Consider the following 24,979-nt stretch of genomic DNA (forward strand, 5'->3'; position numbering starts at 1 on the left):
TTCGCTTTCGATACAAAAAGAATTTGCTGAACTAAGATAACCTACTACATTTCATCTTTAAATTGTAGTAGGTTGATTTTTTTGTCATGATAGAGAGGACTACTATTTTAAAGAGGTGGGCATATCATGAATATATTAGTTTTAGGAGGTACACGCTTTTTTGGTCAAAAGCTAGTGGAGCTCTGTCTTCAAGAGGGGCATCATGTTACCATTTTAACGCGTGGTCAAACGAAGCATCCGTTCGGCTCAAATGTACAGCAATTCATTGTTGATCGCAATAATAGCGAGGCATTAGCACAAGCACTTGTTAATTCAACATGGGATATTGTCTATGATAATATTTGCTATTCTCCAAACGAAGCACAGGTTATTTGTGAGGTATTAAAGGGGAAAACAAAAAAGCTTATCTTCACTTCTACACTGGCAACCTACGAGGTGGATGGCAAAATAAAAAAAGAGGAAGACTTCGACCCATTCCATTATCCAATTCGTATGGGACAGCGTGAAGATTTCTCCTATGGTGAGGGAAAACGACAAGCAGAGGCTGTTTTATATCAAAAGGCTACATTTCCTGTTGTTACTGTACGCTTTCCAATTGTAATGGGTGAGGATGATTATACACGACGTTTACATGTTCATATTGAGCGTATTTTACACAACAAGCCTATCACTGTAACCAATATTGATGCACAAATGAGCTATATTACAGACAAAGAGGCTGCCGCATTTTTATACTTTGCTGGAATGTATCCAATTGAAGGCCCTTACAATGCAACAGCAAACGGTACAATTTCATTAAAGGAATTAATTGCGCTTATTGAACAAGCCAGTGGTAAGCAGGCGAAAATTGCTCTTGTTGGCGGTGATCAGGCATCCCAATCACCTTATAATGTTCCTGCCCATTGGTATATGTCAAATACAAAAGCAACTACAGCAGGATTTACCTTTAGTCAGCTCCATGAGTGGCTACCTGAATTAGTAACAACCTTAGTAAAGCAGTTTCAATAATGCGCTAAAACATAAAGAATCTGCTAGATAACCAGCAGATTCTTTATACATTAAGGTAAAATGGTCTTTAAAATAGCTACAGCCTTATCGATTTCTTCCTTTGTTACTGTTAATGGTGGTAAAAGACGAATAACATTTGGCCCTGCGCTTACTAGCAATAAGCCTTTGTCTTCTGCTGTTGCAATCAAAGAGGCCACCTCTGTGTCACCACAGTCAATGCCTAATAATAGACCCTGTCCTCGAAGCGTATAATGAGAAGGTAACTGTGTTGTTAATTGTTCCATAAAATAGGCAGCCTTGTCTTGAACTTGCTGTAAAAATACTGGCTCAAAAACATGGCTTAACACAGCCTCCGCCACACTCATAGCAAGAGGATTACCTCCGAATGTAGTGCCATGTGTACCTGGACTAAATGTCGAATAAAGGTCTGCTACCCCAAGCATAGCGCCAACAGGGAAGCCACCACCTAAGCCCTTTGCCAATGTAATAATATGTGGCTTTAATACCGTTTGCTCAAAGGCGTAGCGTGTTCCTGTACGTCCAATACCTGTTTGTACCTCATCAACAATCAGTAAAATCCCTTTCTCATCACAAATCTTTGCAATAGCTGCTGCAAATGCTGGCGTAACATTATGAATGCCACCTTCTCCCTGAATCATCTCCAGCATAATAGCTGCGACAGAGTCATCTATCGCGGCTTCCAATGACGCAACATCATTAAATGGTAAAATCGTAAACTTTTCAACAAGTGGTCCAAAGCCATTATGTATTTTGCCTTGACCTGTCGCAGACATTGCTCCAAATGTACGACCATGGAATGATTTTTCAAATGTAATCATATGATGTTTGCCTGTATGCTTACGCGCTAATTTAATCGCGGCTTCATTAGCCTCTGCTCCGCTATTACAAAAAAAGGCATGAGCAAAATGTGTATTAGCGATTAATTGTTGGGCTACCTTTTCCTGACCAAGAATATCAAAAAGGTTGGATATATGCCAAAGCTTTTCACTTTGCGCTTGTACTGCCTGCACAATAGCTGGATGGGCATGACCAAGACTTACAACAGCAATGCCACTTGTAAAATCTAAGTATTGCTTGCCCGCAGCATCTTCTACAATCGTTCCTTGCCCTTTCACAATTTGTGCGCGACGTTGCCCATAGTTTCCAAATAAAGCACTCATTTTATCATCTCCACCATTATTTAAAATGCTTTTCTTATCACACTATACTTCAAGAGCTTATATATTATGAAGAACTTGAAGTGATAATTGTTGTCCCTACTAACGCTTCTCCTACAATTTGTACAGATGGAATACCTGCATGTAAACAATCAAGAGCACCTTGTACTTTTGGGATCATCCCTCCATATATATGCTCTTCCTCTATCCATTGTTCAATTAAGGCGGGTGTAGCTGTTGCTTGATATTCATCCTCAATACGAATACCACTCACATCTGTTACAAGCAATAGACTATCTGCTCCTACCGCTAATGCTATTTCACTTGCGACTGTATCCCCATTAATATTTAAAGCCTGTCCTTCTGTATTGGCTCCAACACAGGCAATCACAGGAACAATGCCTGCTTGTAAGAGCGCCTCAAGCAATGCTGTGTTGATAGCTTGAACAGCGCCCACATAGCCATAGGTATCTTTATCTAAAAAATCTGCTACCATTAGCTGACCGTCAAAGCCATTTAAGCCAATTGCTGTAATATTAGCGCTTGTTAATTCATGAACTAATGCTGGATTTACTTTCCCTATTAGCGTTGACTGGACAACTTCCATAGCGTCTTTAGTTGTCACGCGTATACCATTTAACGTATGTGACGTAATGCCTTGAGCAGCTAGTTCACGATTAATGGCAGGGCCGCCACCATGAGTAATAATAAGCTCTACACCACTTTCTTGAAGCCCTTTAAAGTTTTCAAAAAAAGCTTCATTCAAGCCCTCCAACGTACTGCCTCCAAGCTTAATAACCATACGTTTATGAGCGGTATGATGCATTGATTTGAACGTAGTCATATGTTAAATCACATCCCCAAGCATGCCCCTTACCTTCACCAATACCAAGGGACACATAGATTTTTACTTCATGCATTTTTAATATTTGAATCAACTCATCCTCTGAGAAAGGCACTGGCTCTCCATTTTCAACCATTGTAGCGCCGCCTATTTGAATGGTAATTTTATCTGGATCAACTGTTGCACCACTATACCCTACTGCCGCAATAATACGTCCCCAGTTGGCATCACAGCCGAATACAGCAGTTTTAACAAGTGGTGAGCCAACAACGGATTTAGCAATTTTACGTGCCTCCTCGTCTGACACAGCCCCTTCAACTTCTACTTCAATTAGCTTTGTTGCACCTTCGCCATCTTTTGCAATCATTTTTGCTAAATCTTCCGCTACTGTTTTCAATGTATAGTAGAAATGATGCCAATCTGGATGTTCAGGTGTTAGCGTAGCATTGCCCGCTAAGCCATTTGCCAAAACAACAACCGTATCATTTGTAGATGTATCTCCATCCACTGTAATCGCATTAAATGTTAAATTCGTAATATCAACAAGTGTTTTTTGTAAAACATCTGTTTCAATATTGGCATCTGTTGTAATAAAACCAAGCATCGTTGCCATATTCGGCTCAATCATGCCTGACCCTTTGGCTACACCAGCAATAATCACTTCTTTGCCATCCACAGTCGTACTGTAGCTTGTGTTTTTCATCACCGTATCTGTTGTTAAAATAGCCTGTGCAAAATCAATGGCACTTTCTAAACTATCCTTTGGCTCTAGCTTTTGAATACCTGCTGTTACTGGTTCCATCTTCATGATTTCCCCAATTACGCCTGTTGAGCAAACCCCTACTAAATTTGCGGCAATCCCTAATTTTTCAGCCGTGAGTTGTTGCATTGCTTGTGCATCTTGCAAGCCTTGTTTACCCGTGCAGGCATTTGCATTACCAGAATTCACAATCATCGCCTGCATTTTTTGTGTTGTGTAAACCACTTCTTTGGTTACTTTTAATGGTGCTGCCTGCACAGCATTTGTTGTAAAAACACCTGCAACACTAGCTGGAACATCACTTACTAAAAGCGCTAAATCCTTTTTTTTATGCTTTAAACCGCAGTGTAATCCTGCTGCCTTAAAGCCTTTTGGTGAAACAATATTTTTACTTGATAATTTTTTCATACTATTTGTGGATGTCGTCATGGTCATTCCATTTCCTCCTTCAATTGAAAAATCACAGTTGCTAAATAAAGAACGGTACAACATCTAGTCCTGTTGTTTGTGGTAAATCAAACTGAACGTTCATATTTTGGATTGCTTGTCCCGCTGCGCCCTTCACAAGGTTATCAATAACACTAACAATTGTGGCACGGTTTGTACGGCTATCCACTTTCACTAAAATATCGCAATAATTAGAGCCCTTTACACGATTAGTTGCTAAGCTATTACTATCTGTTACAACTCGAACAAATGGATGTTTTTCAGAGGCTGTCTGTAAGCAAGCCACTAATTGTTCCTCAGTAATACCCGGTAAGACAGGTGCATAGGTTGTTGCTAAAATTCCCCGCGTCATCGGCACTAAATGTGTATTAAATGTAATGGTTGTATCTACATCCGCAAACATCGAAATAGCCTGTTCAATTTCAGGGATATGCTGATGCGTATTCATTTTATAAATCGAAAAGTTCTCATTTGTTTCACTAAAATGCGTTGCTTGTGATGGCTTATTACCAGCTCCTGAAATACCACTTTTTGCGTCAATGACTAAAAAGTTTGGATCAATTAGCTGTTCTTTTAATAATGGTAGCAATGCTAATAACACAGCCGTTGGGTAGCAGCCTGGATTTGCAATTAATGTTGCCTGCTGTATCGATGCTGTATTCCACTCTGTTAGACCGTAAACACTTTGCTGAATGCTTGTTAATGGTGCAGCTTTTTTGCCATACCACGTTTCATAGCTTGTAGGGTCCTTTAATCGGAAATCACCAGACAAATCAATTAGTTTAGGTCCTTTGCCTACTAATGGTGGTAATAGCTCACTTGTTACCCCTGAAGGTGTACTTGTAAACACAACATCATATTGCGTTAAAATATCATAATCAATTTTTTGTAATGGTGTATCAGCAATTTGGACAAGGTGCCCAAACTTGGAGGAAAAAACAACACCCTCTTCAGAAGATGTAAATAGCTCAATTTGCTCTACAGCTGAATGATTATGTAAAAATCGAATAAGCTCCAATCCACCATATCCTGTTGCTCCAACAATACCTACTTTCAATGCGCTCACCTCTGAAATAAGTTAAAAATAGTATACGTCTGCATAAATATTAAGTCAACTGAATTTTTATTTAATCTATATTTTTTTCTTAAACGATACCGCTTTCTTTTATAGCATTGTATGTTTACAAAAATAAGGCAAGAATTCTTTCGCTTATCGAATGAATTCTTGCCTTCTTTTTATGCATCTATTGTATAAATATCAATCTCTTTCTTAATCTTCCATTGTTGATAAATCGCCTGTTGGTAAATTTAATTCCCACGCCTTTAATACACGACGCATAATTTTCCCACTACGTGTTTTCGGCAGCTTGTCTTTAAATTCAATTTCTCGTGGCGCTGCATGTGCCGATAAGCCCTTCTTCACAAAATCCCTTATATCTTCAATCAATGCCTCAGAAGGTTCAACCCCTTCACGCAATGCTACAAAGGCTTTAATAATTTCTCCGCGCACTGGATCTGGCTTACCAATGACACCCGCTTCTATTACATCTGGATGTTCAAGTAGCTTACTTTCTACCTCAAATGGTCCTACACGCTCACCAGCCGTCATAATAACATCATCTACACGTCCCTGGAACCAGAAGTAGCCATCCTCATCCATATAAGCAGAATCGCCAGATACATACCATTCACCTTTTAAGAAATAGGATTCATAGCGCTCTGGATTGCCCCAAATTTGGCGCATCATCGCTGGCCAGCCTCGACGAATCGCTAAGTTCCCCATTGTAAATGGAGGTACTTCCTCACCCGTATCATCAACAATCGTTGCATAAATACCTGGGAGCGGTTTCCCCATGGAGCCTGGCTTAATATCCATTGAAGGATAGTTACAAATCATATGTGCCCCTGTTTCTGTCATCCACCATGTATCATGTATACGATGTCCTAGCTCCTCTACTCCCCAGCGAATTACTTCTGGATTTAATGGCTCACCTACTGATAAAACATGTCGTAGCGACGATAAATCATAGCTTTCAAGTAAGCCGCTGCCTGCACCCATCAGCATACGGAACGCTGTTGGCGCGCTATACCACACCGTTACACTATAATCCTCAATAGCTTGATACCATGCTTGCGGTGAAAATCTGCCACCAACAATTAACATTGTTACACCATTTAGCCATGGGCCGAAAATACCGTAGGCTGTGCCTGTTACCCAGCCAGGATCGGCTGTGCACCAGTAAATATCATCATCACGTAAATCAAGCACCCACTGTGTTGATTGATATTGCTGAATCATTGCATTATGAACATGCAATACCCCTTTCGGCGCACCTGTTGAACCAGATGTATAATGAAGAATCATCCCATCTTCTCGATCTACCCATTCAATATCAAACTGGCTTGAAGCCTTATTTAAATGTTTCTTAAAATCTAATATTTGCTCTGTTTCTTCTATTCCTTCACCTACTAAAAATACACGTTCTAATTTTGGTAATTTAGCTAAAGGTACACGCTCAAGTAGCTCTGGTGTTGTAACGATTGCTTTTGCCTCACTATCTGCCAGTCGATCATAGACAGCGCCTTCCATAAAAGCCTCAAATAACGGGCCAACAATAACGCCCATTTTCAATGCACCTAATAATGAAAAATAAAGTTCAGGTGAACGTGGCATAAAAATAAATAGACGATCACCTTTTTGTAGATTCGTAGTTGCTTTAAAAACATTTGCCGCTTTATTTGTTTGCTTTTTCATGTCGTTAAAAGAGTATGCCTCTTTACGTTGCCCGTCATTAAAATAAAGCGCGATCTTATTTTTTCGATACGTTTCTGTATGGCGATCAATTGCCTCATACGCCATATTCACTAAACCTGTTTCAAACCAGCTAAATGCCTTTTCTGTATCAGCCCAATTATGTTTTTGTGCGACTTCCTCATAATTTGTTAGGTGGTGCTGACCAGGTAAAGCGGCTAACTTCTCCTTCATTTTCATCCCCATAAAACTACCCCTTTCTTTACATTCACCTTTGACGCTAGCCATAAATAACAATAATCCCCTCTATTGCCTTATGATTGACGTCAAAGAAAATAATGATGCAGCATTTGTTATACAACAGTTTAGAATAGTGAAAACAATTAAAACGTCGTTTACACTACTTTCATCTGTTAAATAACAGAAGCAATATAATACTATTTTACACGAATTCAGATGGAATGTCCTAATATTTTTATTTTTCCAAAAATATAGGTATATTTTGCAAAAATAAGCGTTTTTCCGCAAGAAATCAGCTATAATGTAATTATTAAAATCAGGTGGTGTAATTATGGAACATAAAAAAACTTTTTTTTCTGTCACAAAGGAAACAAAGCATGGTACTGTTTATGTGGAAGGACCTGTTCCTCCAGAAAAATTAGCTACATATTCCTTCCACGAAGGCTTAGTTGCCTTTAGACCTCCAAGGCAACAGCAGCAAGCCATTATAGAAATTGCAGGACTTCCTGAAGGACGCATTGTTATTATGCGTAAAGAGGATATTATTGTAGGCTATGTGACCTATCTCTATCCTGATCCACTTGAACGATGGGCAGAGGATCGTATCGATAATATGATTGAACTTGGTGCTATCGAAGTGATTCCAGAATACCGTGGTACAGGGGCAGGAAAATCATTGCTAGCCGTTTCATTTATGGGAGATGAAATGGAGGATTACCTTGTGATTACGACTGAATATTATTGGCATTGGGATTTAAAGGGGACTGGTCTAAATGTTTGGGATTATCGTAAAATGATGGAGAAAATGATGAGTTCAGTAGGTTTTGAGTATTTTGCTACAGACGATCCTGAAATTACATCACACCCAGCAAACTGCTTAATGGCACGTGAAGGCAAACGTGTACCCACTGAAACAATGGAAAGATTTGATAAGCTACGTTTTCGCAATCGTTTCATGTATTAACATCAACACAAGGGGGATATGTATAGATGATCGTAGAAGAAATTATGAATGATGCACCTTACACATTAGCTCCAAGCAATACAGTGCTTGAAGCGCTCAAGCTAATGCGTGAAAAAAAGGTGCGTCATTTACCAGTAGTCGATGAGGAGCAACATGTTTTAGGGGTGATTACAGAACGTGATATTAAAGAAGTCCTCCCCTCCTCATTACAGGATGAGCCTAACTCTCCTGTTTTTCATGCAAAAGTAGAGGACATCATGGTAAAGGATCCACTGATTGCTCATCCACTTGATTTTGTTGAGGAGGTAGCACTTACATTTTATGAATCAAAAGTAGGCTGTCTTCCTATTGTTTCTGGGGGAAAATTAGTCGGAATCGTCACAACAACTGATTTGCTCTATACCTATATTGAGTTAACAGGTGCTACAGAGCCTGGTTCAAAAATCGATATTCGCGTATCCGATACGCCAGGAATTTTATTTGAAATTACTAAAATCTTTCATCAGCATCATGCCAATGTCCAAAGCGTCTTAGTTTATCCTGACTCTGAAAATACACAAAATAAAATTTTAAGTATCCGAGTAAAAACACTCAATCCTTTAGTCATGATTGAAGACCTTCGCAAAGAAGGCTTTGATGTATTGTGGCCTAATTTACCAGGTGTTTCATTATAATGAAAAAGGCTGTTTTTGTTTACTCGCCTGAACAACTCGGATATAAATTTTCAGATACACATCCATTCAATCATAAACGCTTGACGCTAACAATGGACTTATTAAAAAATATAGATGCACTCGATGATAGCGATATTGTACCTGCACGTGTAGCAACAGAAGAAGAGCTTTTACTGGCACATGATCCTAAGTATATTGATATTGTCAAAAAAGCAGGACATGGTGAATTATCAGAAGCTCAATGCGAAAGCTATGGCATCGGTACAGAAGATACACCCATTTTTGAAAATATGCATGAAGCCAGTGCACAGCTTGTTGGTGGGACATTAACAGCTGTAGATTATGTGATGGAAGGCAAGGCAAGACACGCCTTGAATCTGGGCGGAGGCTTGCATCATGGTTTTCGTGGTCGGGCATCGGGCTTTTGTATTTATAATGATAGTACGGTTGCCATTCGTTACTTACAGGAAAAATACAATGCCCGTGTACTCTATGTTGATACAGATGCACATCATGGAGATGGTGTGCAATGGAGCTTTTACGAAGACCCAAATGTTTGTACATTGTCCATCCATGAAACAGGTCGCTACCTTTTCCCTGGCACGGGCAACATCACTGAACGAGGCAATGGGCAAGGCTATGGAACTTCGTTTAATTTTCCAATGGATGCTTTTACAGAGGATGAAAGTTTCCTAGATATTTATAAGCAATCCATGCGTGAAATCTTTGAATTTTTCAAGCCAGATGTTGTATTAACTCAAAATGGTGCTGATGCTCATTACTTTGATCCATTAACACATCTACATGGCACAATGAATATTTATCGTGAAATTCCAAAGCTTGCACACCAATTAGCCCATGAGTATTGTGATGGTAAATGGATAGCTGTTGGTGGTGGGGGCTATGATATTTGGCGTGTAGTGCCTCGTGCCTGGGCAATGTTATGGTTAGAAATGACAGATCAAACACTACCAATCGGTCCACTGCCACAAGCATGGCTGGATCGTTGGCAGCCTGAAGCACCCGTTCCATTGATTCCAACGTGGGAAGACCCAAGTCCCTTATATGAGGCCATTCCACGAAAAGCTGAAATTGAGGAAAAAAATGCACAAATGTTAGCAAAAGCGCTACATATTATTCGCAATGAAAAACGAGATTAACCTTGAGCCTCACAATAGTTGTGGGGCTTTTTTCAGTGGATTCATAGCAACGTCTAGGCTCTATCCGTCACTTTTAAGTTTTTATCCATCAATTTGAGCTGTCTATCCACCACTTTCGCATTTCTATCCGTCTAGCAACAAAAAAACACGTAAATCTGCTATCATCAAATTTACGTGTTGCTATTTCATTATTTACTTTTAACAGATTGTCGATGTTCGATACGATGCGGTAAAATGACCGCCTCATCCTCTACAGGCTCCTTGCTCATTAATTTCGTAAGCAGGCGCATCGCAACAGCCCCAATATCATAGAGCGGTAGCGCAACACTTGTAAGCTGTGGGCGAACCATTCGTGCTAGCTTTGAATTTTCAAAGCTAATAATTTCAATATCACCTGGCACATCTTTCCCTGCATCCTGTGCTCCATGGATTAAACCAATTGCTAATTCATCACTACCTGCAAAGTAAGCTGTGGGCGGATTATCAAGCGCAGATAGTATCTCCCAAGCCTCTAAGCCCATATCATAGCTCGATTCCTCTGCGGCAATTAAGGCCTCATCAATTGGCAAGCCAGCATCCTCTAATGCCTTCTTATAGGCAGCCAGTTTAAATTTTCCGTTAATTGTATACGATAGTGGACCTGTCACAAAGCCGATACGTGTATGACCATTTTGGATAAGTAAAGAAATTGCTTCATAGGCTGCTTGGAAATAATCAATATTCACAGTAGCGATTGTTTGGGATTCATCTACAGAGCCCGCAAGTACAATTGGCACTGGCGAATGATCCATTGTTTGTTGCATTTTTTCTGTCACTTCATCACTCATCATAACAATACCATCTACCTGCTTCCCTAGCATTGTATCGAGTAGCTGTAACTCTTTATCTTCATGTTGATCCGAATTGGCTAAAATAATATTGTAACGGTACATTGTGGCAATATCCTCTACCCCACGAGCCAGCTCAGCATAAACATTATTTGCAATATCTGGGATAATCACGCCAACTGTTGTTGTTTTCTTACTTGCTAAACCTCGCGCTACTGCGTTTGGACGGTATTCTAATCGTTCAATTACTTCTAATACTTTTTTTCGTGTCGCTGGCTTAACGTTTTGATTGCCGTTCACTACACGAGAAACTGTTGCCATTGAAACATTTGCTTCTCTTGCAACATCATAAATTGTAACAGTCATCGTACGTGCCTCCCTTGTTCTTATTATAAAACTTCTCATCACTAATAAAGATTTGATGACGAACCATTAATAGCTTTATCATACGATAATTTTCATAGCATTTTCAAGAAGAACTACATAAAGCCAAGTACAAATAGTCCTATTCTAGCCATTAATTTGTCACGATACAGCAAACACCGCCTGCCAAAGTAAGCAAGCGGTGTGTACTGTTAATCATTACGCATGAATTTCATGATTTTTCATGAATTTTTGTAGCGTATCATAGAATGCGTCAAATGTTGGAATATCCATTTGTTGTTGTGAGTCAGAAAGCGCTACAGATGGGTCTGGATGCACTTCTGCCATAACACCATCAGCACCAATCGCAATCGCTGCTTTCGCACATGGTAATAGTAAATCACGACGACCTGTTGAATGCGTTACATCTACCATAACAGGTAAATGTGTTTCTTGTTTTAAAATTGGTACAGCCGAAATATCTAATGTATTACGTGTTGCTTTTTCATACGTACGAATACCACGCTCACAAAGAATAATATTTTCATTGCCTTTAGACATAATGTATTCTGCTGCATGAATAAATTCATCAATTGTTGCAGCTAAGCCTCGTTTTAATAATACAGGCTTATTTGTAGCTCCTGCTGCTTTTAGTAGTTCAAAGTTTTGCATATTACGTGCACCGATTTGGATAACATCGATATAATCTAATGCTTCCTCTAAATGGCTTGGTGTTACGATTTCTGTAATAACGGCTAAACCATATTCCTCTGATACACGTTTTAAAATTTTAAGGCCATCTAATCCTAAGCCTTGGAAGTCATATGGAGAAGTACGTGGTTTATATGCACCACCACGAATTAATTTTTCACCTTTTGCTTGAATAGAAGCGGCAACTGCTGCTACTTGCTCGTAAGATTCAACCGCACAAGGACCAAACACAAATGATGGTTTACCTTGTCCAATTAATTCACCATTAATATTAATAACAGTATCTTCAGACTTTTTCTTACGCGATACAAGCAATTCCTTCTTCTTATCTGCTTCAAGCTGTTTTAAAGCTGTTTTAAAGATTTGCTTAAATATATAATCAACCGTCATTTGGTTTAATGGCCCTTGATTGTGTTCCTTAATAAGATCAAGCATGTGTCTTTCACGTAATGGATCATAGCGATTTACACCTTGCTTTTCTTTAATTTTACCAATTTCATCAACCACAGCTGCACGTTCGTTAATTAGACGAAGAATTTCTAAATTTAAACCGTCTATTTGACTACGTAGGCTTTCTAAATCTTTCTGGCTCATGCTTTGTTGCTCCTCTCCTTATGACAGACACTTTCAGAACTCTGAAATGTATGTTACATTTTTAGATATTAGCAATATTATAATCAATGTTGTGCAGAATGTCACGCATTTTTAATTTAGCGCTTCAACTCGCTAAATTGTTTTCAGGTATGACAAGAAAGGAAGCGATTACATTGAGTTCTAAATTATTCGCACTTGATATTGGTACACGCTCAGTAGTCGGGATTATTCTTCAAGAAGAAAACGACCATTTTCATGTAGAAGATATTTTAGTGAAAGAGCATAAAGAACGTGCCATGGTAGATGGGCAAATACATAATGTCATGTATGTGGCAGAACTAATTAACGAAATAAAACAAGAGCTTACAGAAAAGCATGGCCCTTTAACAAAAGTAAGTGTTGCGGCAGCGGGGCGCTCTTTAAAAACAGAACAAGCAAGCGTGACCATTAATATACGAAATCGCCCAATTTTTACAGAGGAAGATATTAGTCGCTTAGAGCTTCAAGCTGTTCAGCAAGCTCAGCAACAGCTCTTACAACAAAAAGAGGATGCGAAAATTAGTCATTATTACTGTGTGGGCTATTCGGTACTCTATTATCGCTTAGATGGCGAGGAAATTGGTAGCCTGCTTGATCAGCAAGGCGATGAGGCACAAATTGAAGTGATCGCTACCTTCCTACCACGCGTTGTTGTAGAATCGTTGATTGCTGCGCTCAAGCGTGCTGATTTAGAGATGGAAGCCCTAACATTAGAGCCTATTGCAGCGATTAACGTGCTCATTCCACCTACGATGCGTCGCTTAAATGTGGCGTTGGTCGATATAGGTGCTGGTACATCCGATATTGCCATTACCGATAAAAGCACTGTTGTTGCCTATGGAATGGTACCAACAGCAGGCGATGAAATTACAGAAGCATTGAGTGACCATTATTTACTAGATTTTCCCATCGCAGAGAATGCCAAGCGTCAGCTTCAAACAGAAGAAAACATATTGATTCAAGATATTTTAGGCTTTGATCAGTATTTCCCAAAGGATGAAGTTTTATTAGCTATTGAACCAGCCGTTAAGCAGCTCGCAAAATCCATTGGAGAGGAAATTTTACGTTTAAATAATCAAACAGCGCCTAAAGCGGTGATGCTTGTTGGTGGTGGTAGTTTAACGCCAAACCTGCCAGCAGAGCTTGGATATATTCTTGATTTACCAGCAAATCGTATAGCCGTTCGAGGTATTGATGCTATTCAAAACCTTACAAGGGAAGAGCATATACAGGCATCCCCAGAATTAGTGACGCCAATAGGAATTGCGATTGCGGCTAAAAAAATGCCGATTCAGTATATGAGCCTTACTGTTAATAATCAAGTTGTACGTCTTTTTGAATTAAAGGAAATGACTGTGGCAGATGCTTTTTTAGCGGCAAATATTCGAGCAAAGCAATTATATGGCAAGCCCGGTCACGGCTTATCTGTTCATGTTAATGGACAGGATATTTTTATTCCGGGTGGTCATGGACAGCCTGCAGAAATACTTGTAAATGGGCAACCAGCAACGACTAAAACGCTGATTAAAACAGGGGATGCCATTCAGCTTATTGAGGGACAGGATGGACAGCCTGCAACAGCAAGTGTACGAGATATTGTTGATCCTGCAGCCATTAAAACCGTCACTATCCAAAATACTAAATATGTGATTGAACCAAAAATTTTGGTCAATCATACACCAGCATCATTGGATACTGTTTTAAATGACCGTGATATTGTGACATTTGATATTGCAGAAACCATCGAAGATATTTTTAAAATCACAAATAATTGGCATTTACTGAAGCAATTCGAATCCTATACGATTCAAGTAAATGGACAGCCTTTATATTTACCTGAATTTTCATCACAGTTAATGATTAATGATAAAGCAGCTAAATTAAGTTATACGGTGCAGGATGGGGATATCATTAGCTTCCAGCAACAAGCTTTGCCGACCGTGCAACGAATTGCAGACCAAATGAATCTTTTAGTTGAAGATAAAATAACGGTGCATTTCCAAAATGAAGTGCTAGAACTAACGAAAATAGTCAATGAGGCTCTCGTCAATGAACAGGTTGTTTCACCACTATCAACTGTGCCAAATGGTGCTGCTGTTATATTTAGAGAAAAAGATCGCAGCCGTTGGATTTACCAGGATGTATTCCGTTTCTCCAACTGGCAGTTACCTACTAGCTTTAAAGGAAACTTCACCATTTTAAGAAATGGGCAACCTGCTAGCTTTGATATGGAAATTTTCGGTGGGGATAAATTGGAAATTCTATTAGAACAATCACCTATTACTTAACAAAAGGCTATGTTACATTTTCCCATGTAACATAGCCTTTTTATCATCTATTATGCACGTACTTCTTCCGTTGTTTCCTCGGCCTGCTCTGGTGTTGCCTCTGCTGTTGGTTCCTCATTCGGTGTATAATCCTCTAGTGGCTCTTCACCTTCAAATGACACTGTACCATCATCAAAAACAGTCGGTGCTTTCGCTGTTTTTAATGTTTTCACCTTCTCCACTAATTGTGAAGATTGCTCCTGCAATTGCTTAGAAAGCTGTAATGTTTTATCTTTTGCAGTTGTAGAGAAATCTGCACTCTTATCTTTTAAACTAACAGCTTGTACAGCTACATCGCTACGTAAATCTTTTCCTGATTTAGGCGCTAATAATAGACCTGCTGCTGCTCCAACAATTCCCCCAACTAATGCACCAATCACAAAATCTTTCATATTTACACGCTCCTCTTCATAAATCGATTCCTGCGGATGATAAAGCTGTGGCAGTGAACTTTCAAGCTGCTGTTCCTTTACTTCGTTAAAATTCGGCTTTTGAGTTGTCATGCAAACAATTCCTCCCCATCTAATAGTCAATTTTGTCCAGACAAGTTATTCATCTTCTTTTACAGATGCATCTTCAACTTATGTCTAAGACTTTATTTTTATTCGGTCAGTATTGTATACTCACCAAATAATTATCACTTTTTACGACCCCATTTTCGTTTCGGCTTTTCAGCTTGTACCTCTTCAAATGCATATGCATTCTCCACGACAGCTTCTTCAGCCTGCTCAATAATTTTGCGCTTTTTCCATTTGTCAGCGATGCCCATTGCCACATTACTCCACTGTACAACCTGCGCAATTTTCTCTTCATTTTGCTCTACGCTTTTAGAAACAGAAGATGTAATCTGCTGTACAGATTGATTTAAACCATTCACAGAATCACCAATACCTTTAACAGCATGAACAACTGAATTTAATTGTTCAGATTTATGTTGAATATCCTCTGCTAAGCTATTTGTTTTTGTTAATAAGGACGTTGTTTCACGTGTAATGCCTTCCATTTGTCCTTCAATGCCTGATAATGTCCCAGCTAAGCTGTTTAAAATAGACTTGAGTGAAAATAATGTCATACCTACACTCACACATAAAATTAAAAATCCGATTGCAGCAATAATGGCTGCAATATACAAAATGACTTCCATAAATTGACCTCCTGCTAGTAAATTCTCTTTACTATTACTTTCCCTAACTTCGACAAAAAAAACAAAATTCCTGCTAAAGTTTAAAAAAACAGCTTAACCCATACGGACTAAGCTGTTTCATTACTTTTTAGCACGTTTTCAAAAGCATCTTGGAATTTATGAACATCACCAGCGCCCATAAATAAAAAGACTGCGCCTTTATGTCTTGTTAATATATCAATTCCTTCAGTGGTAATCACTGCACTGCCTTCAATAAGTGACGCTAGATCATGAATCGAAAGAGCGCCTTGTGTTTCTCTTGCAGAGCCGAAAATATCACATAAATAGGCTGTATCTGCAAGGCTTAAACTATCTGCAAAATCCTGTAAAAAAGCTTGTGTGCGTGTAAATGTATGTGGTTGGAAAATAGCGACTAGTTCACGCTCAGGGAATTTTTGTCGTGCAGATTGAATCGTAGCACGAATTTCTGTTGGATGGTGTGCATAGTCATCTATTAACACAGTATCCCCTATATCTGTTTCTGTAAAACGTCTTTTTACGCCTTTATACGAATTTAGACGCTCCTGAATAAGCTCAGGTGACATTCCCTCATACTCACATAGTGTAATTACTGCTAACGTATTTAACACCGCATGATCCCCAAATAATGGGATAAAGAAAGTGCTATAAAATTCATTGCGAACAAAAACATCAAATTTTGTACCTTCTGTTGTTTTTTCAACATTGCGCGCTTCAAAATCATTTTCAGCACCAAAGCCATAATACACAACAGGTACTTTCGCTTGAATACGTTGAAGCTGCTCGTCATCACCGCATGCAATAATTGCTTTTTTCACTTGCATTGCTAATGATTGAAAGGCTGAATAAACATCCTCTATATTGGCAAAATAATCAGGATGATCAAAATCAATATTTGTCATCACGGCATAGTCAGGACTATATGCTAAGAAATGACGGCGGTATTCACATGCCTCCATCACGAAAAAGTCAGCATTTTCATGACCAGCTCCTGTACCATCTCCAATTAAGTAAGATGTCGGTTTATAACCACCTACTACATGCGCCATTAAGCCTGTTGTAGATGTTTTTCCATGTGCTCCTGTAATGGCAATGGATGTATAGTTACCAATATATTCACCTAAAAACTTATGGTAACGAATAACCTCTACACCAATTTCACGTGCACGCACTAATTCGGGATGGTCATCAGGAAAAGCATTTCCTGCAATAACGGTCATCCCTTCTTGAATATTATCTGCATTAAATGGATAAATTGGAATATTACGTTCACGTAACGGCTGCTCCGTGAAGAAATATTTTTCGACATCTGAGCCTTGCACTCGTTCACCAGCATCAAATAAGATTTGTGCAAGTGGACTCATACCAGAGCCTTTAATGCCTGTGAAATGAAAAACTGTCATTAATTAAACCCCCCGGGAATTTCAATATCCCATCTATCATCTCTAGTAGGTGTAACGTATTATTGTACAACCGGTTAGGTATTAATACCTTTACAAGTGTTAAAAAATACGTACTATTCAACACATCTTGTCTATTATAGCACTTTTTAAGCATAAGAATAAATGTGTAAGTTTTCTAAAAAAATTAATTTTAGTATTAATAAGTTAATCTAAACGTAAACAACGTAATTTTTAGTCAAACATTGTCATTAAATCCTCTTCCGTAATATAGCTTTCACGTGGTTTACTGCCTCTCGCCTCAGATACAAAGCCATGTGACTCTAACATATCAATTAAACGGGCGGCACGATTATAGCCAATATGATATTTTCGTTGAATTAATGAGGTAGAAGCGCCACCTTGCTCATAAACAAATCGGCACACATCCTCAAACAGATCATCCTGCTCTGCAGTTACCTCTGTTTTCTTTAAAAGGTCTTCCTGATCGAAAATATAATCAGGCTCGCCCTGTTCCCGAACATGCTCAATAATCGCCTCAATTTCATCATCTGTGACAAATGTTCCCTGTAAACGGACAGGCGCTGACATACCATTACCTAAATATAACATATCCCCTCGACCAAGCAATCTTTCTGCTCCTTGCCCATCCAAAATTGTACGTGAATCAATTTGTGAGGAAACGGCAAAAGCAATACGTGTAGGAATATTCGATTTAATCAACCCTGTAATAACATCGACAGATGGCCTTTGTGTAGCAACAATTAAATGAATACCACAAGCACGAGCCTTTTGTGCAATACGGCAAATTGCCTCCTCTACATCTGCTGGAGACATCATCATTAAATCAGCCAGTTCGTCAATCACAATTAAAATATAAGGCAATTTCAGGCTATGTTCATTATTCTTATCAGCGATTGCATTATAACGTGTAATATCACGTGCACCTGCATGCGCAAATAATTGATAGCGGCGCTCCATTTCCTCCACTGCCCATTTCAGCGCAGCCGTTGCAGCCTTCACATCTGTAATAACTGGACTTACTAAATGTGGAATATGATTAAATGGTGCTAGCTCTACCATTTTCGGGTCAATCAGCATAAGCTTTAATTCATGTGGCGCAGCTTTATATAATAAACTAACCAAAATCGAATTAATACAAACAGATTTACCAGAACCTGTCGCACCAGCAATTAAACCGTGAGGCATCTTCCGTAAATCCAGCGTAACAGGCTTCCCTGTTAAATCAAGACCGAGCGCTGCCTCTAACGGCGAATCTGATTCAAGGAAGGCTGCGCTATTTGTCACTTCTGATAAGCGAACAGCTCGTGATACTCGGTTTGGAATCTCAATACCGATGGAGCTTTTTCCAGGAATCGGTGCTTGAATACGAATATCCTTTGCGGCTAGGGCAAGCTTTAAATCATCTGCTAGGTTGCGAATTTTACTAACCTTTGTGCCATGACTCACCGTTATTTCAAATTGTGTAACAGCAGGTCCCTGCATAATCGATTCTATTTGCGCAGACACTTGGAAATAAGATAATGCCTCCACCAATGTATCTCCCTGTTGCTCCATCCACTCTGTATCCTGTGTTTTTTCCTCTGGTGGCTCTAAATACTCATCAGCAGGCTTTTGGTAAACATGCACGGGCTTTGTCGGTTTTTCGGCTACTGCTATAGCCTGTGGTTCTTGCTGCTCCACCACCTCTACTTGCACAGGCTCTTCAGGGGTAGACACAACTTCAGTAATAGGCTCTTCCATTAACTCAATCGTTGCTGAAATTTCATCCGCACTAGCTAGCTCTGTTTCTGTTTTTTCTAAAGTAGCAACATTGGACATCGTTGTAACAGGAGCCATTGTAATAACCGTTTGATGATTATCTATATGGTGCTTATTTGTATTCGTTTCTGCATGCAATTGCTCAACAGTTGTTGAATTGTCTGCTTCTTTATGTTGTGGGACATCCGCTATATCAGCGCTATCCTCTGTATGTTTTTCCACTACAACTGGTTTCACATCCACTACCTTATTAGAAGGTGGTTGCTGATCTTCTGCGGTATTAGAGGATTGTGCCATTTTCAGCTGTTGCTGGATTCTCCACTTTTCTTTATCTGTTTTTAGCATTAAGACATTAAAAGGAATTCGACTTTTTTCTTCTTTTTGCACTGTATCAGTAGATGTAGATGATTCCCCAACAAGCAGTTGCTCATCCTTGTCATTTGTTGCTGGCTGCATAACCGTTACTTCGCCAATATGAATTGTGGAATTTTCAATTTGCACCTGCTCAACAATCATTTCTTTAACATGAATTTCAGATTGATCTGCTGACAGCTTTTGAACAGCTTGCTCTTGCGCAATATCCTCTTGCACAGGCTCTTCAAATTCCATTGCGTAGGCTGTTGTTTGAGGCACAGCTACATCAGGCTGTATATGCTCCTTCATATCATTTGCTTCATCCGCTAGCTCTTCATCAAAAATAATCGGTTCATGTATAGGCGGCTCTTCTGTTTTAAGTAGTTTAGACTGCTCCACGACAGTCTGTTGGTTGATGTTAACCGACTCTTTTTCTTCTAGTATATTTTCATTGGTCGTATTTGTTGTCGCTTCTTTTATTGGCTGAGTAGCTTGTTGTATTTCAGCTACATACTCTGTTGTTGTTAGCTTGTTGTGTTCTTCCTTGCGTTTATCCAATAGCTCCTTAATTGGGCTTGGCTTTGCGAAACCATAGACAGGTGATGGCACGTCTGTTGGCACAAATCGCTTACGGTTCTCTGGTAAGCTACTTTTAACCGTTTTTTCCTGCTGTTGAAATGTTTCTTTTGGTACAGGAGGCTTCGGTTGGACAGGCTCATATTGTGCATCTCGAAAAACAAGGCTTGCCCTTGATGAATGCTCCTGCTCCATAGGCTGACTTTTAGTTTTAGCTATAGTTGTTTTTCGTCCCGTACGCTTTGAACGACTTTCCAATAATTCTCGAATTCCTGAAACCTCTACATCGTACACCCGAGAATCTACAATGTGATTATTTAGATGCTTCGGTAAAGATAAATCCCCAATTTGCCCATAGTCATCATTATCCACTTGCTGGAACATTTCTTTTTGCGACGATTGAGGCATCATTTCCTCATCATCAATTAATGGAAAGCGAAACGTTTTTTGTTTTGCTGCTGGTGGTTCATTTGGTATTTGTTGCTCCTGCTCATAGTCCTCATAGTATTCTTCATAATCATATTCATAGTCTTCTTTATTTAAAATTTTATTAATTTGTTTTTTAAACCAGTTCACTTCATTTCACTCATTTCTATTACACTTCATTTATAGCATTGCCTATTACTAGCACAATGTCTTCACCCAAAAGCATACCATAAAAATGTGTTCAAAACTTGCATTTAGAGGCTTATTCTAAACAAAAAAATCGTTATGCTACTGTCATATTTGTAACATAACGATTTCAAATGTTTCACCTCGTTAGATGAGCTGTTATTCTATTTATTGTCTTGTAATCCATATCAATAAATAAGTATTTTCTATGCCATTTTTATTTGCTCGGTACTTCAAAGGCACTACCAACAACCGCATCCTCAGGCAATACTAAAATGCCTTTTTCAGAAGGGGCGTTTGGAATCGCTAATTCACGAGCTGAGCATAGCATGCCAAAAGAATCTACACCGCGCAAGTTGCCTGCTTTTATGAGCATGCCAGAGGGCATCACTGCACCGATTTTTGCTACAACTACTTTTTGCCCTGCTTCTACATTTGGTGCTCCGCAAACAATTTGTAATGTTTCATTACCAACATTTACAGAACAGATACTTAGTTTATCGGCATTTGGATGCTTATCCTTTGTTTCTACATAGCCCACCACAAACTTTGGTGAAAAATCAACATCAAGGCGAATCGTAGCACCATTTTTTTCAATCGCTGCTTCTAGCTGTGCTACTAACTCTGGTGTTACATCCACTACGCCTTTTGCATCCGTTTGTACATAGCTACTTGCATTAAATAAATTAAAGGCTTTAATTTCCCCTGTTTGTGCCTCCTTTAAAATGGCAAAATCACCAGCACGCTCTACAACTGTTTTAACGATTGGTTCTGTCGCCAATTGAACTAATAATACATCGCCTACATGCTCTTTATTGTAAAATACATTCATTGTTTTTCTTGCTCCTTTTTCACTCTGTTTTTTGCTAGGATAAAAATTGGCTCTAGTTCGCCATCCTCATAAATAAATGATAACGATGTAATCGGTACTGTACCGACAGTAAAGAAATGCATTGTCATCTGTGCTAATACATCATACCCTGTTTCATTACGAATATCACCTATAATTAACACATCTTGATGAGGCACTGACAATGTCATATCGCCCTCTACCTGAGCACGCATTTCTTTTAAAAAGCTCTCATTTAAAATACGGCTTGCATCATACCCGTCATTCACATTGACAAAATAAAATAGATTGCCTGCTACTTCATCTTTTTTATACGTAGTTGGTAACTGCTTAACGGAAAATCTAGCCATTTCGCGAATTTGCTCCACTGTTAATTGTAATGCTTCAAGCATGGATTCATCAATAAAGCGATATGTTTTTCCTAAATCAAGCGCATAAAAAATACGCGTTTCGGCTGTATGCTCTGTCGTAATAAATGCATGTCCCTCTTTTGATGCTTGTGGATATGATGTTGCACGAATCACAGGGTAAATTTGTGTTGTTTGCTGGAAGCCTTGCTCTGCCTCTTGCTCCATTGCATGAAAGGTTTGTTCAATTGTATAGACAACTTCTGCAATAGCCGCTTCTTGTTTATCATTATATTTAGCCGCAATGCCCGGCAAGGAAAGCTCCATTCCCTTCCCAAGCTTTCTATGATTTAAGCGTAATTTATCATGCTTTTTATCATAGTGAAATTCAAAGCTCTCTGTATTTAACCGCTCTTTTAGTAGCTCTGCAAGCTGTTCTGACTTTATTTGCTTCATTTTTATTCACATCCTATTTTTAGCTAACACAGCTTCTAACAATAATAAAAATCCACATTGCTTGCAAGCTTCTCGCAGGAGTTTATGTGGATTTTAACACGTTCATATAAGCTGGGTGTAATTGGTCTATTACATCTATCAAAAATCCTATCCAGTTACTTTATCTTAACGGAATGAACAATTTTCGTCATGTCTCGCAAATTATCCTCAATATGCTTTGCTTGTGAAATCGTTGTCATTTTTATGCCGCCACTGCTTACAATTAGCTCCATTTCATCCTCTTGCTCTGTCTGAAGAACTGCTGTAAAGCCAAAACGACCATCCTTTTCATAGGTCATTTCTTCAATAATTTTAGCGGCATCGTTTTCCTGTAAAAGATTATAATATAGCTTACTATCTTGTGCTTCACGATCATTAATAAAAAGAATATAGCTTTCTTTTCCTTTTGAAATCACAATATTGTATTCATCTGAACTATCTTCAATGTTAAATTTTGAAGGCAGGTATAATTTGATTTGACCAACTTGTTCTGTATGCTGTTCTGGCTCTTCAGCAAAAACAGTTTCTGTTATTTGAAGTCCGTTCGCAATTTGCTCATCAATAGATTGACTACAGCCAGCAAGTCCCAGAAGTAAAAGCATTAAGCCAATAGCTTTTAGCCACTTATATGACATTTCTCTCTTCCCTTCACTACTAAGTTTTTTCTATTTTAAAAAAATCTTTCATAAGTTGCAACCTCACGACTTTATTCTTATCATTTATTTTTGTGAATATGTAAATAAATATTGTCCGATTAAAAGTGATACAATATGCTCAAACATTACTTGTCTACTAACTAAACCTTGCGTAAAAATACCTACAGCACCCATACCTTGCCGAATATCTTGACGTTTTGTATATTGCTCCATAATGGGTCCAAGTTCTCCACCAGCTTTTATTTCCTGGGCAATTTCTTTTGGTAATATAATTTGTGCACCTGCTGCTGTCAATATTGTACCATCTGCAACAGTAAGTGCTCCCCAGTTGCAAATATACATAGCATCAGCAATTTCCACAACACCACCCTCTAAGCCAAATGATAGCTGTGCATTTGTTTGTACCATAGCATTTTGGGCACGGTTTATAGCGCCTGCTCGTGTTTCCTCATTGCCGATTGGCTGATCTGCTACTTCAGAAGCCGCCTTTACATGAGAAAAGCTTGCATTCTTAAAATAGTGTTGAGCAATTGCTTCAACTGCCTCTACTTTTGCTTTATTTGTTGTTCCAATTGCAATCTTCATCTAACCCCTACTTTCTTTCCATAGAAAAAGATGCCCGCTAAAGGCATCTTTCTAACTTCCTATACATTAGCGCGAATCGTTTCTAATGTCGAACGATCTGCTTTTTTCACTAATTCAATAATTAATGCTTTCGCTGCTGCATAATCATCAATATGAATAATCGACGCTGCTGTATGAACGTATCGTGAGCAAATACCAATTACTGCACTTGGTACACCATCATTGGCAATATGCACCTTCCCTGCATCTGTGCCGCCTGGTGAAATAAAGTATTGATATGGGATATGATTGGACTCAGCTGTATCTAAAATAAACTCTCGTATGCCTCGATGTGTAATCATTGTACGATCATGAATACGTAGCAATGCACCTTTGCCGAGCTGCCCAAATTGATTTTTATCTCCTGACATATCATTTGCAGGCGAAGCATCTAATGCAAAGAATAAATCTGGCTTAATCATATTGGCAGATACTTGTGCGCCACGTAAGCCAACCTCTTCCATCACATTTGCACCTGCATATAAATGCGAACTGAGTTTTTCGTGTTGTACTTCTTTCATTAATTCAATCGCTAGACCACAGCCATAGCGATTATCCCAAGCTTTTGCCATAATTTTTTTCGGGTTTGCCATTGGTGTAAATGGACAAATTGGAATAACGGATTGCCCTGGGCGAACACCAAGAGCGATTGCATCTTCTTTATTGTCAGCACCAATATCAATCAGCATATTTTTAATATCCATTGGCTTAGAACGCTCAGCATCTGTTAATAAATGCGGTGGAATAGATGATACAACTCCTGGAATTGCACCGTTTTTCGTAAATACCTCTACACGCTGTGCCAGCATGACTTGGTTCCACCAGCCTCCTAATGTTTGAAAGCGCAGCATGCCATTGTCTGTGATAGATGTCACCATAAACGCTACTTCATCCATATGCCCTGCTACTAACACTTTAGGCGCATCAGCAACCTCACTATATTTAACACCGAAAATACCACCTAAATTGTCTTGAATCATTTCATCTGAATATTTTTTTAACTCGGAACGCATAAATGCGCGAACAGCATGTTCATTCCCAGGCGCACCCGGTAGCTCTGTTAATGTTTGAAATAATTGTAATGTTTCTTTATCCATGATGCCTATCTCTCCCTACGAAGTAGAATATTTTTCTTGCCTATTGTATCATATTTATTTCTGAATTCGAAATATTGAACCATTTCTTTCAAATCGTGAACGTGCATTCACTCTATAGGCTATGCTAAAATAAAAA

The 24,979-nt window shown here is 38.9% G+C and carries 21 protein-coding genes; 5 read left to right on the forward strand and 16 right to left on the reverse strand.

Features of this window, described 5'->3' with window-relative positions:
• Positions 1 to 126 precede the first annotated feature (126 nt).
• Positions 127 to 1,008, forward strand: coding sequence for an NAD-dependent epimerase/dehydratase family protein (locus tag ACIQVU_RS06440; protein ID WP_340806945.1), 882 nt, complete (start codon positions 127 to 129; stop codon positions 1,006 to 1,008).
• Between the two features lie 50 nt (positions 1,009 to 1,058).
• Here the strand turns inward: ACIQVU_RS06440 and ACIQVU_RS06445 are convergent, their stop codons facing one another.
• The 5 genes from ACIQVU_RS06445 to acsA all read right to left on the reverse strand — a co-directional run bounded on the left by ACIQVU_RS06445 (position 1,059) and on the right by acsA (position 7,235).
• Positions 1,059 to 2,189, reverse strand: coding sequence for an acetylornithine transaminase (locus ACIQVU_RS06445; RefSeq protein WP_340806947.1), 1,131 nt, complete (start codon positions 2,187 to 2,189; stop codon positions 1,059 to 1,061).
• 64 nt (positions 2,190 to 2,253) lie between these two features.
• Positions 2,254 to 3,030, reverse strand: coding sequence for an acetylglutamate kinase (gene argB / locus ACIQVU_RS06450; RefSeq protein ID WP_402894473.1), 777 nt, complete (start codon positions 3,028 to 3,030; stop codon positions 2,254 to 2,256).
• Positions 2,993 to 4,225 carry a bifunctional glutamate N-acetyltransferase/amino-acid acetyltransferase ArgJ gene (argJ, locus tag ACIQVU_RS06455; protein WP_340806950.1) on the reverse strand — a complete coding sequence of 411 codons (1,233 nt, stop codon included), beginning with the start codon at positions 4,223 to 4,225 and terminating at the stop codon, positions 2,993 to 2,995. Before argJ ends, argB begins: the two co-directional genes overlap by 38 nt.
• A 34-nt stretch (positions 4,226 to 4,259) precedes the next feature.
• Complete coding sequence (gene argC, locus ACIQVU_RS06460; protein ID WP_402894476.1) at positions 4,260 to 5,294, reverse strand: N-acetyl-gamma-glutamyl-phosphate reductase; 1,035 nt, start codon at positions 5,292 to 5,294, stop codon at positions 4,260 to 4,262.
• 213 nt (positions 5,295 to 5,507) lie between these two features.
• On the reverse strand, positions 5,508 to 7,235 hold the full coding sequence (acsA, locus tag ACIQVU_RS06465) for an acetate--CoA ligase (protein ID WP_402894478.1): 1,728 nt from the start codon (positions 7,233 to 7,235) through the stop codon (positions 5,508 to 5,510).
• 325 nt (positions 7,236 to 7,560) lie between these two features.
• Between acsA and ACIQVU_RS06470 the strand changes: the two genes are divergently transcribed.
• The 3 genes from ACIQVU_RS06470 to ACIQVU_RS06480 are packed head-to-tail and all read left to right on the forward strand — an operon-like array spanning position 7,561 to position 10,027.
• Positions 7,561 to 8,193 carry a GNAT family N-acetyltransferase gene (locus tag ACIQVU_RS06470; protein ID WP_340806953.1) on the forward strand — a complete coding sequence of 211 codons (633 nt, stop codon included), beginning with the start codon at positions 7,561 to 7,563 and terminating at the stop codon, positions 8,191 to 8,193.
• A 26-nt stretch (positions 8,194 to 8,219) separates the two neighbouring features.
• Positions 8,220 to 8,867 (forward strand): acetoin utilization AcuB family protein, encoded by a 648-nt coding sequence (locus tag ACIQVU_RS06475; RefSeq protein WP_340806954.1) that lies wholly within the window; start codon positions 8,220 to 8,222, stop codon positions 8,865 to 8,867.
• On the forward strand, positions 8,867 to 10,027 hold the full coding sequence (locus ACIQVU_RS06480) for an acetoin utilization protein AcuC (protein WP_340806955.1): 1,161 nt from the start codon (positions 8,867 to 8,869) through the stop codon (positions 10,025 to 10,027). The genes ACIQVU_RS06475 and ACIQVU_RS06480 overlap by 1 nt, the downstream gene beginning before the upstream one ends.
• Positions 10,028 to 10,215: 188 nt before the next feature.
• Here the strand turns inward: ACIQVU_RS06480 and ccpA are convergent, their stop codons facing one another.
• Both ccpA and ACIQVU_RS06490 read right to left on the reverse strand, forming a co-directional pair.
• Positions 10,216 to 11,220 (reverse strand): catabolite control protein A, encoded by a 1,005-nt coding sequence (gene ccpA, locus ACIQVU_RS06485; RefSeq protein ID WP_340806957.1) that lies wholly within the window; start codon positions 11,218 to 11,220, stop codon positions 10,216 to 10,218.
• A 216-nt stretch (positions 11,221 to 11,436) separates the two neighbouring features.
• Positions 11,437 to 12,522, reverse strand: coding sequence for a bifunctional 3-deoxy-7-phosphoheptulonate synthase/chorismate mutase (locus ACIQVU_RS06490; RefSeq protein ID WP_340806958.1), 1,086 nt, complete (start codon positions 12,520 to 12,522; stop codon positions 11,437 to 11,439).
• Positions 12,523 to 12,695: 173 nt separating this feature from the next.
• Between ACIQVU_RS06490 and ACIQVU_RS06495 the strand changes: the two genes are divergently transcribed.
• Entirely contained in the window at positions 12,696 to 14,849 is a 2,154-nt protein-coding gene (locus ACIQVU_RS06495; RefSeq protein ID WP_340806959.1) for a cell division FtsA domain-containing protein, read from the forward strand.
• A 50-nt stretch (positions 14,850 to 14,899) separates the two neighbouring features.
• Here ACIQVU_RS06495 and ACIQVU_RS06500 read toward each other — a convergent pair whose 3' ends face one another.
• From ACIQVU_RS06500 to ACIQVU_RS06540, 9 genes are all read right to left on the reverse strand, one after another.
• Positions 14,900 to 15,391: a YtxH domain-containing protein gene (locus ACIQVU_RS06500; RefSeq protein ID WP_340806960.1), complete on the reverse strand. Its 492-nt coding sequence runs from the start codon at positions 15,389 to 15,391 to the stop codon at positions 14,900 to 14,902.
• Between the two features lie 134 nt (positions 15,392 to 15,525).
• A complete protein-coding gene (locus ACIQVU_RS06505) occupies positions 15,526 to 16,032 on the reverse strand; it encodes a DUF948 domain-containing protein (protein WP_340806961.1) in 507 nt (168 codons plus the stop codon).
• 107 nt (positions 16,033 to 16,139) lie between these two features.
• Complete coding sequence (gene murC / locus ACIQVU_RS06510; RefSeq protein WP_340806962.1) at positions 16,140 to 17,453, reverse strand: UDP-N-acetylmuramate--L-alanine ligase; 1,314 nt, start codon at positions 17,451 to 17,453, stop codon at positions 16,140 to 16,142.
• Positions 17,454 to 17,684: 231 nt separating this feature from the next.
• On the reverse strand, positions 17,685 to 20,738 hold the full coding sequence (locus ACIQVU_RS06515) for a DNA translocase FtsK (RefSeq protein WP_340806963.1): 3,054 nt from the start codon (positions 20,736 to 20,738) through the stop codon (positions 17,685 to 17,687).
• A gap of 253 nt (positions 20,739 to 20,991) precedes the next feature.
• The gene (gene ytpR / locus ACIQVU_RS06520) at positions 20,992 to 21,606 is read right to left on the reverse strand and encodes a YtpR family tRNA-binding protein (RefSeq protein WP_340806964.1); all 615 of its coding nucleotides are present in this window, start codon (positions 21,604 to 21,606) and stop codon (positions 20,992 to 20,994) included.
• A complete protein-coding gene (locus ACIQVU_RS06525) occupies positions 21,603 to 22,427 on the reverse strand; it encodes a DUF1444 domain-containing protein (RefSeq protein ID WP_340806966.1) in 825 nt (274 codons plus the stop codon). The genes ytpR and ACIQVU_RS06525 overlap by 4 nt, the downstream gene beginning before the upstream one ends.
• 155 nt (positions 22,428 to 22,582) lie before the next feature.
• Complete coding sequence (locus ACIQVU_RS06530; protein WP_340806967.1) at positions 22,583 to 23,101, reverse strand: hypothetical protein; 519 nt, start codon at positions 23,099 to 23,101, stop codon at positions 22,583 to 22,585.
• An 84-nt stretch (positions 23,102 to 23,185) separates the two neighbouring features.
• Positions 23,186 to 23,707 carry a DUF84 family protein gene (locus tag ACIQVU_RS06535; protein WP_340806968.1) on the reverse strand — a complete coding sequence of 174 codons (522 nt, stop codon included), beginning with the start codon at positions 23,705 to 23,707 and terminating at the stop codon, positions 23,186 to 23,188.
• 59 nt (positions 23,708 to 23,766) lie between these two features.
• Positions 23,767 to 24,843, reverse strand: coding sequence for a M42 family metallopeptidase (locus ACIQVU_RS06540; protein ID WP_340806970.1), 1,077 nt, complete (start codon positions 24,841 to 24,843; stop codon positions 23,767 to 23,769).
• Between the last annotated feature and the right edge of the window lie 136 nt (positions 24,844 to 24,979).

The organism is Lysinibacillus sp. NPDC098008 (assembly GCF_044760715.1).
Lineage (GTDB): Bacteria > Bacillota > Bacilli > Bacillales_A > Planococcaceae > Lysinibacillus.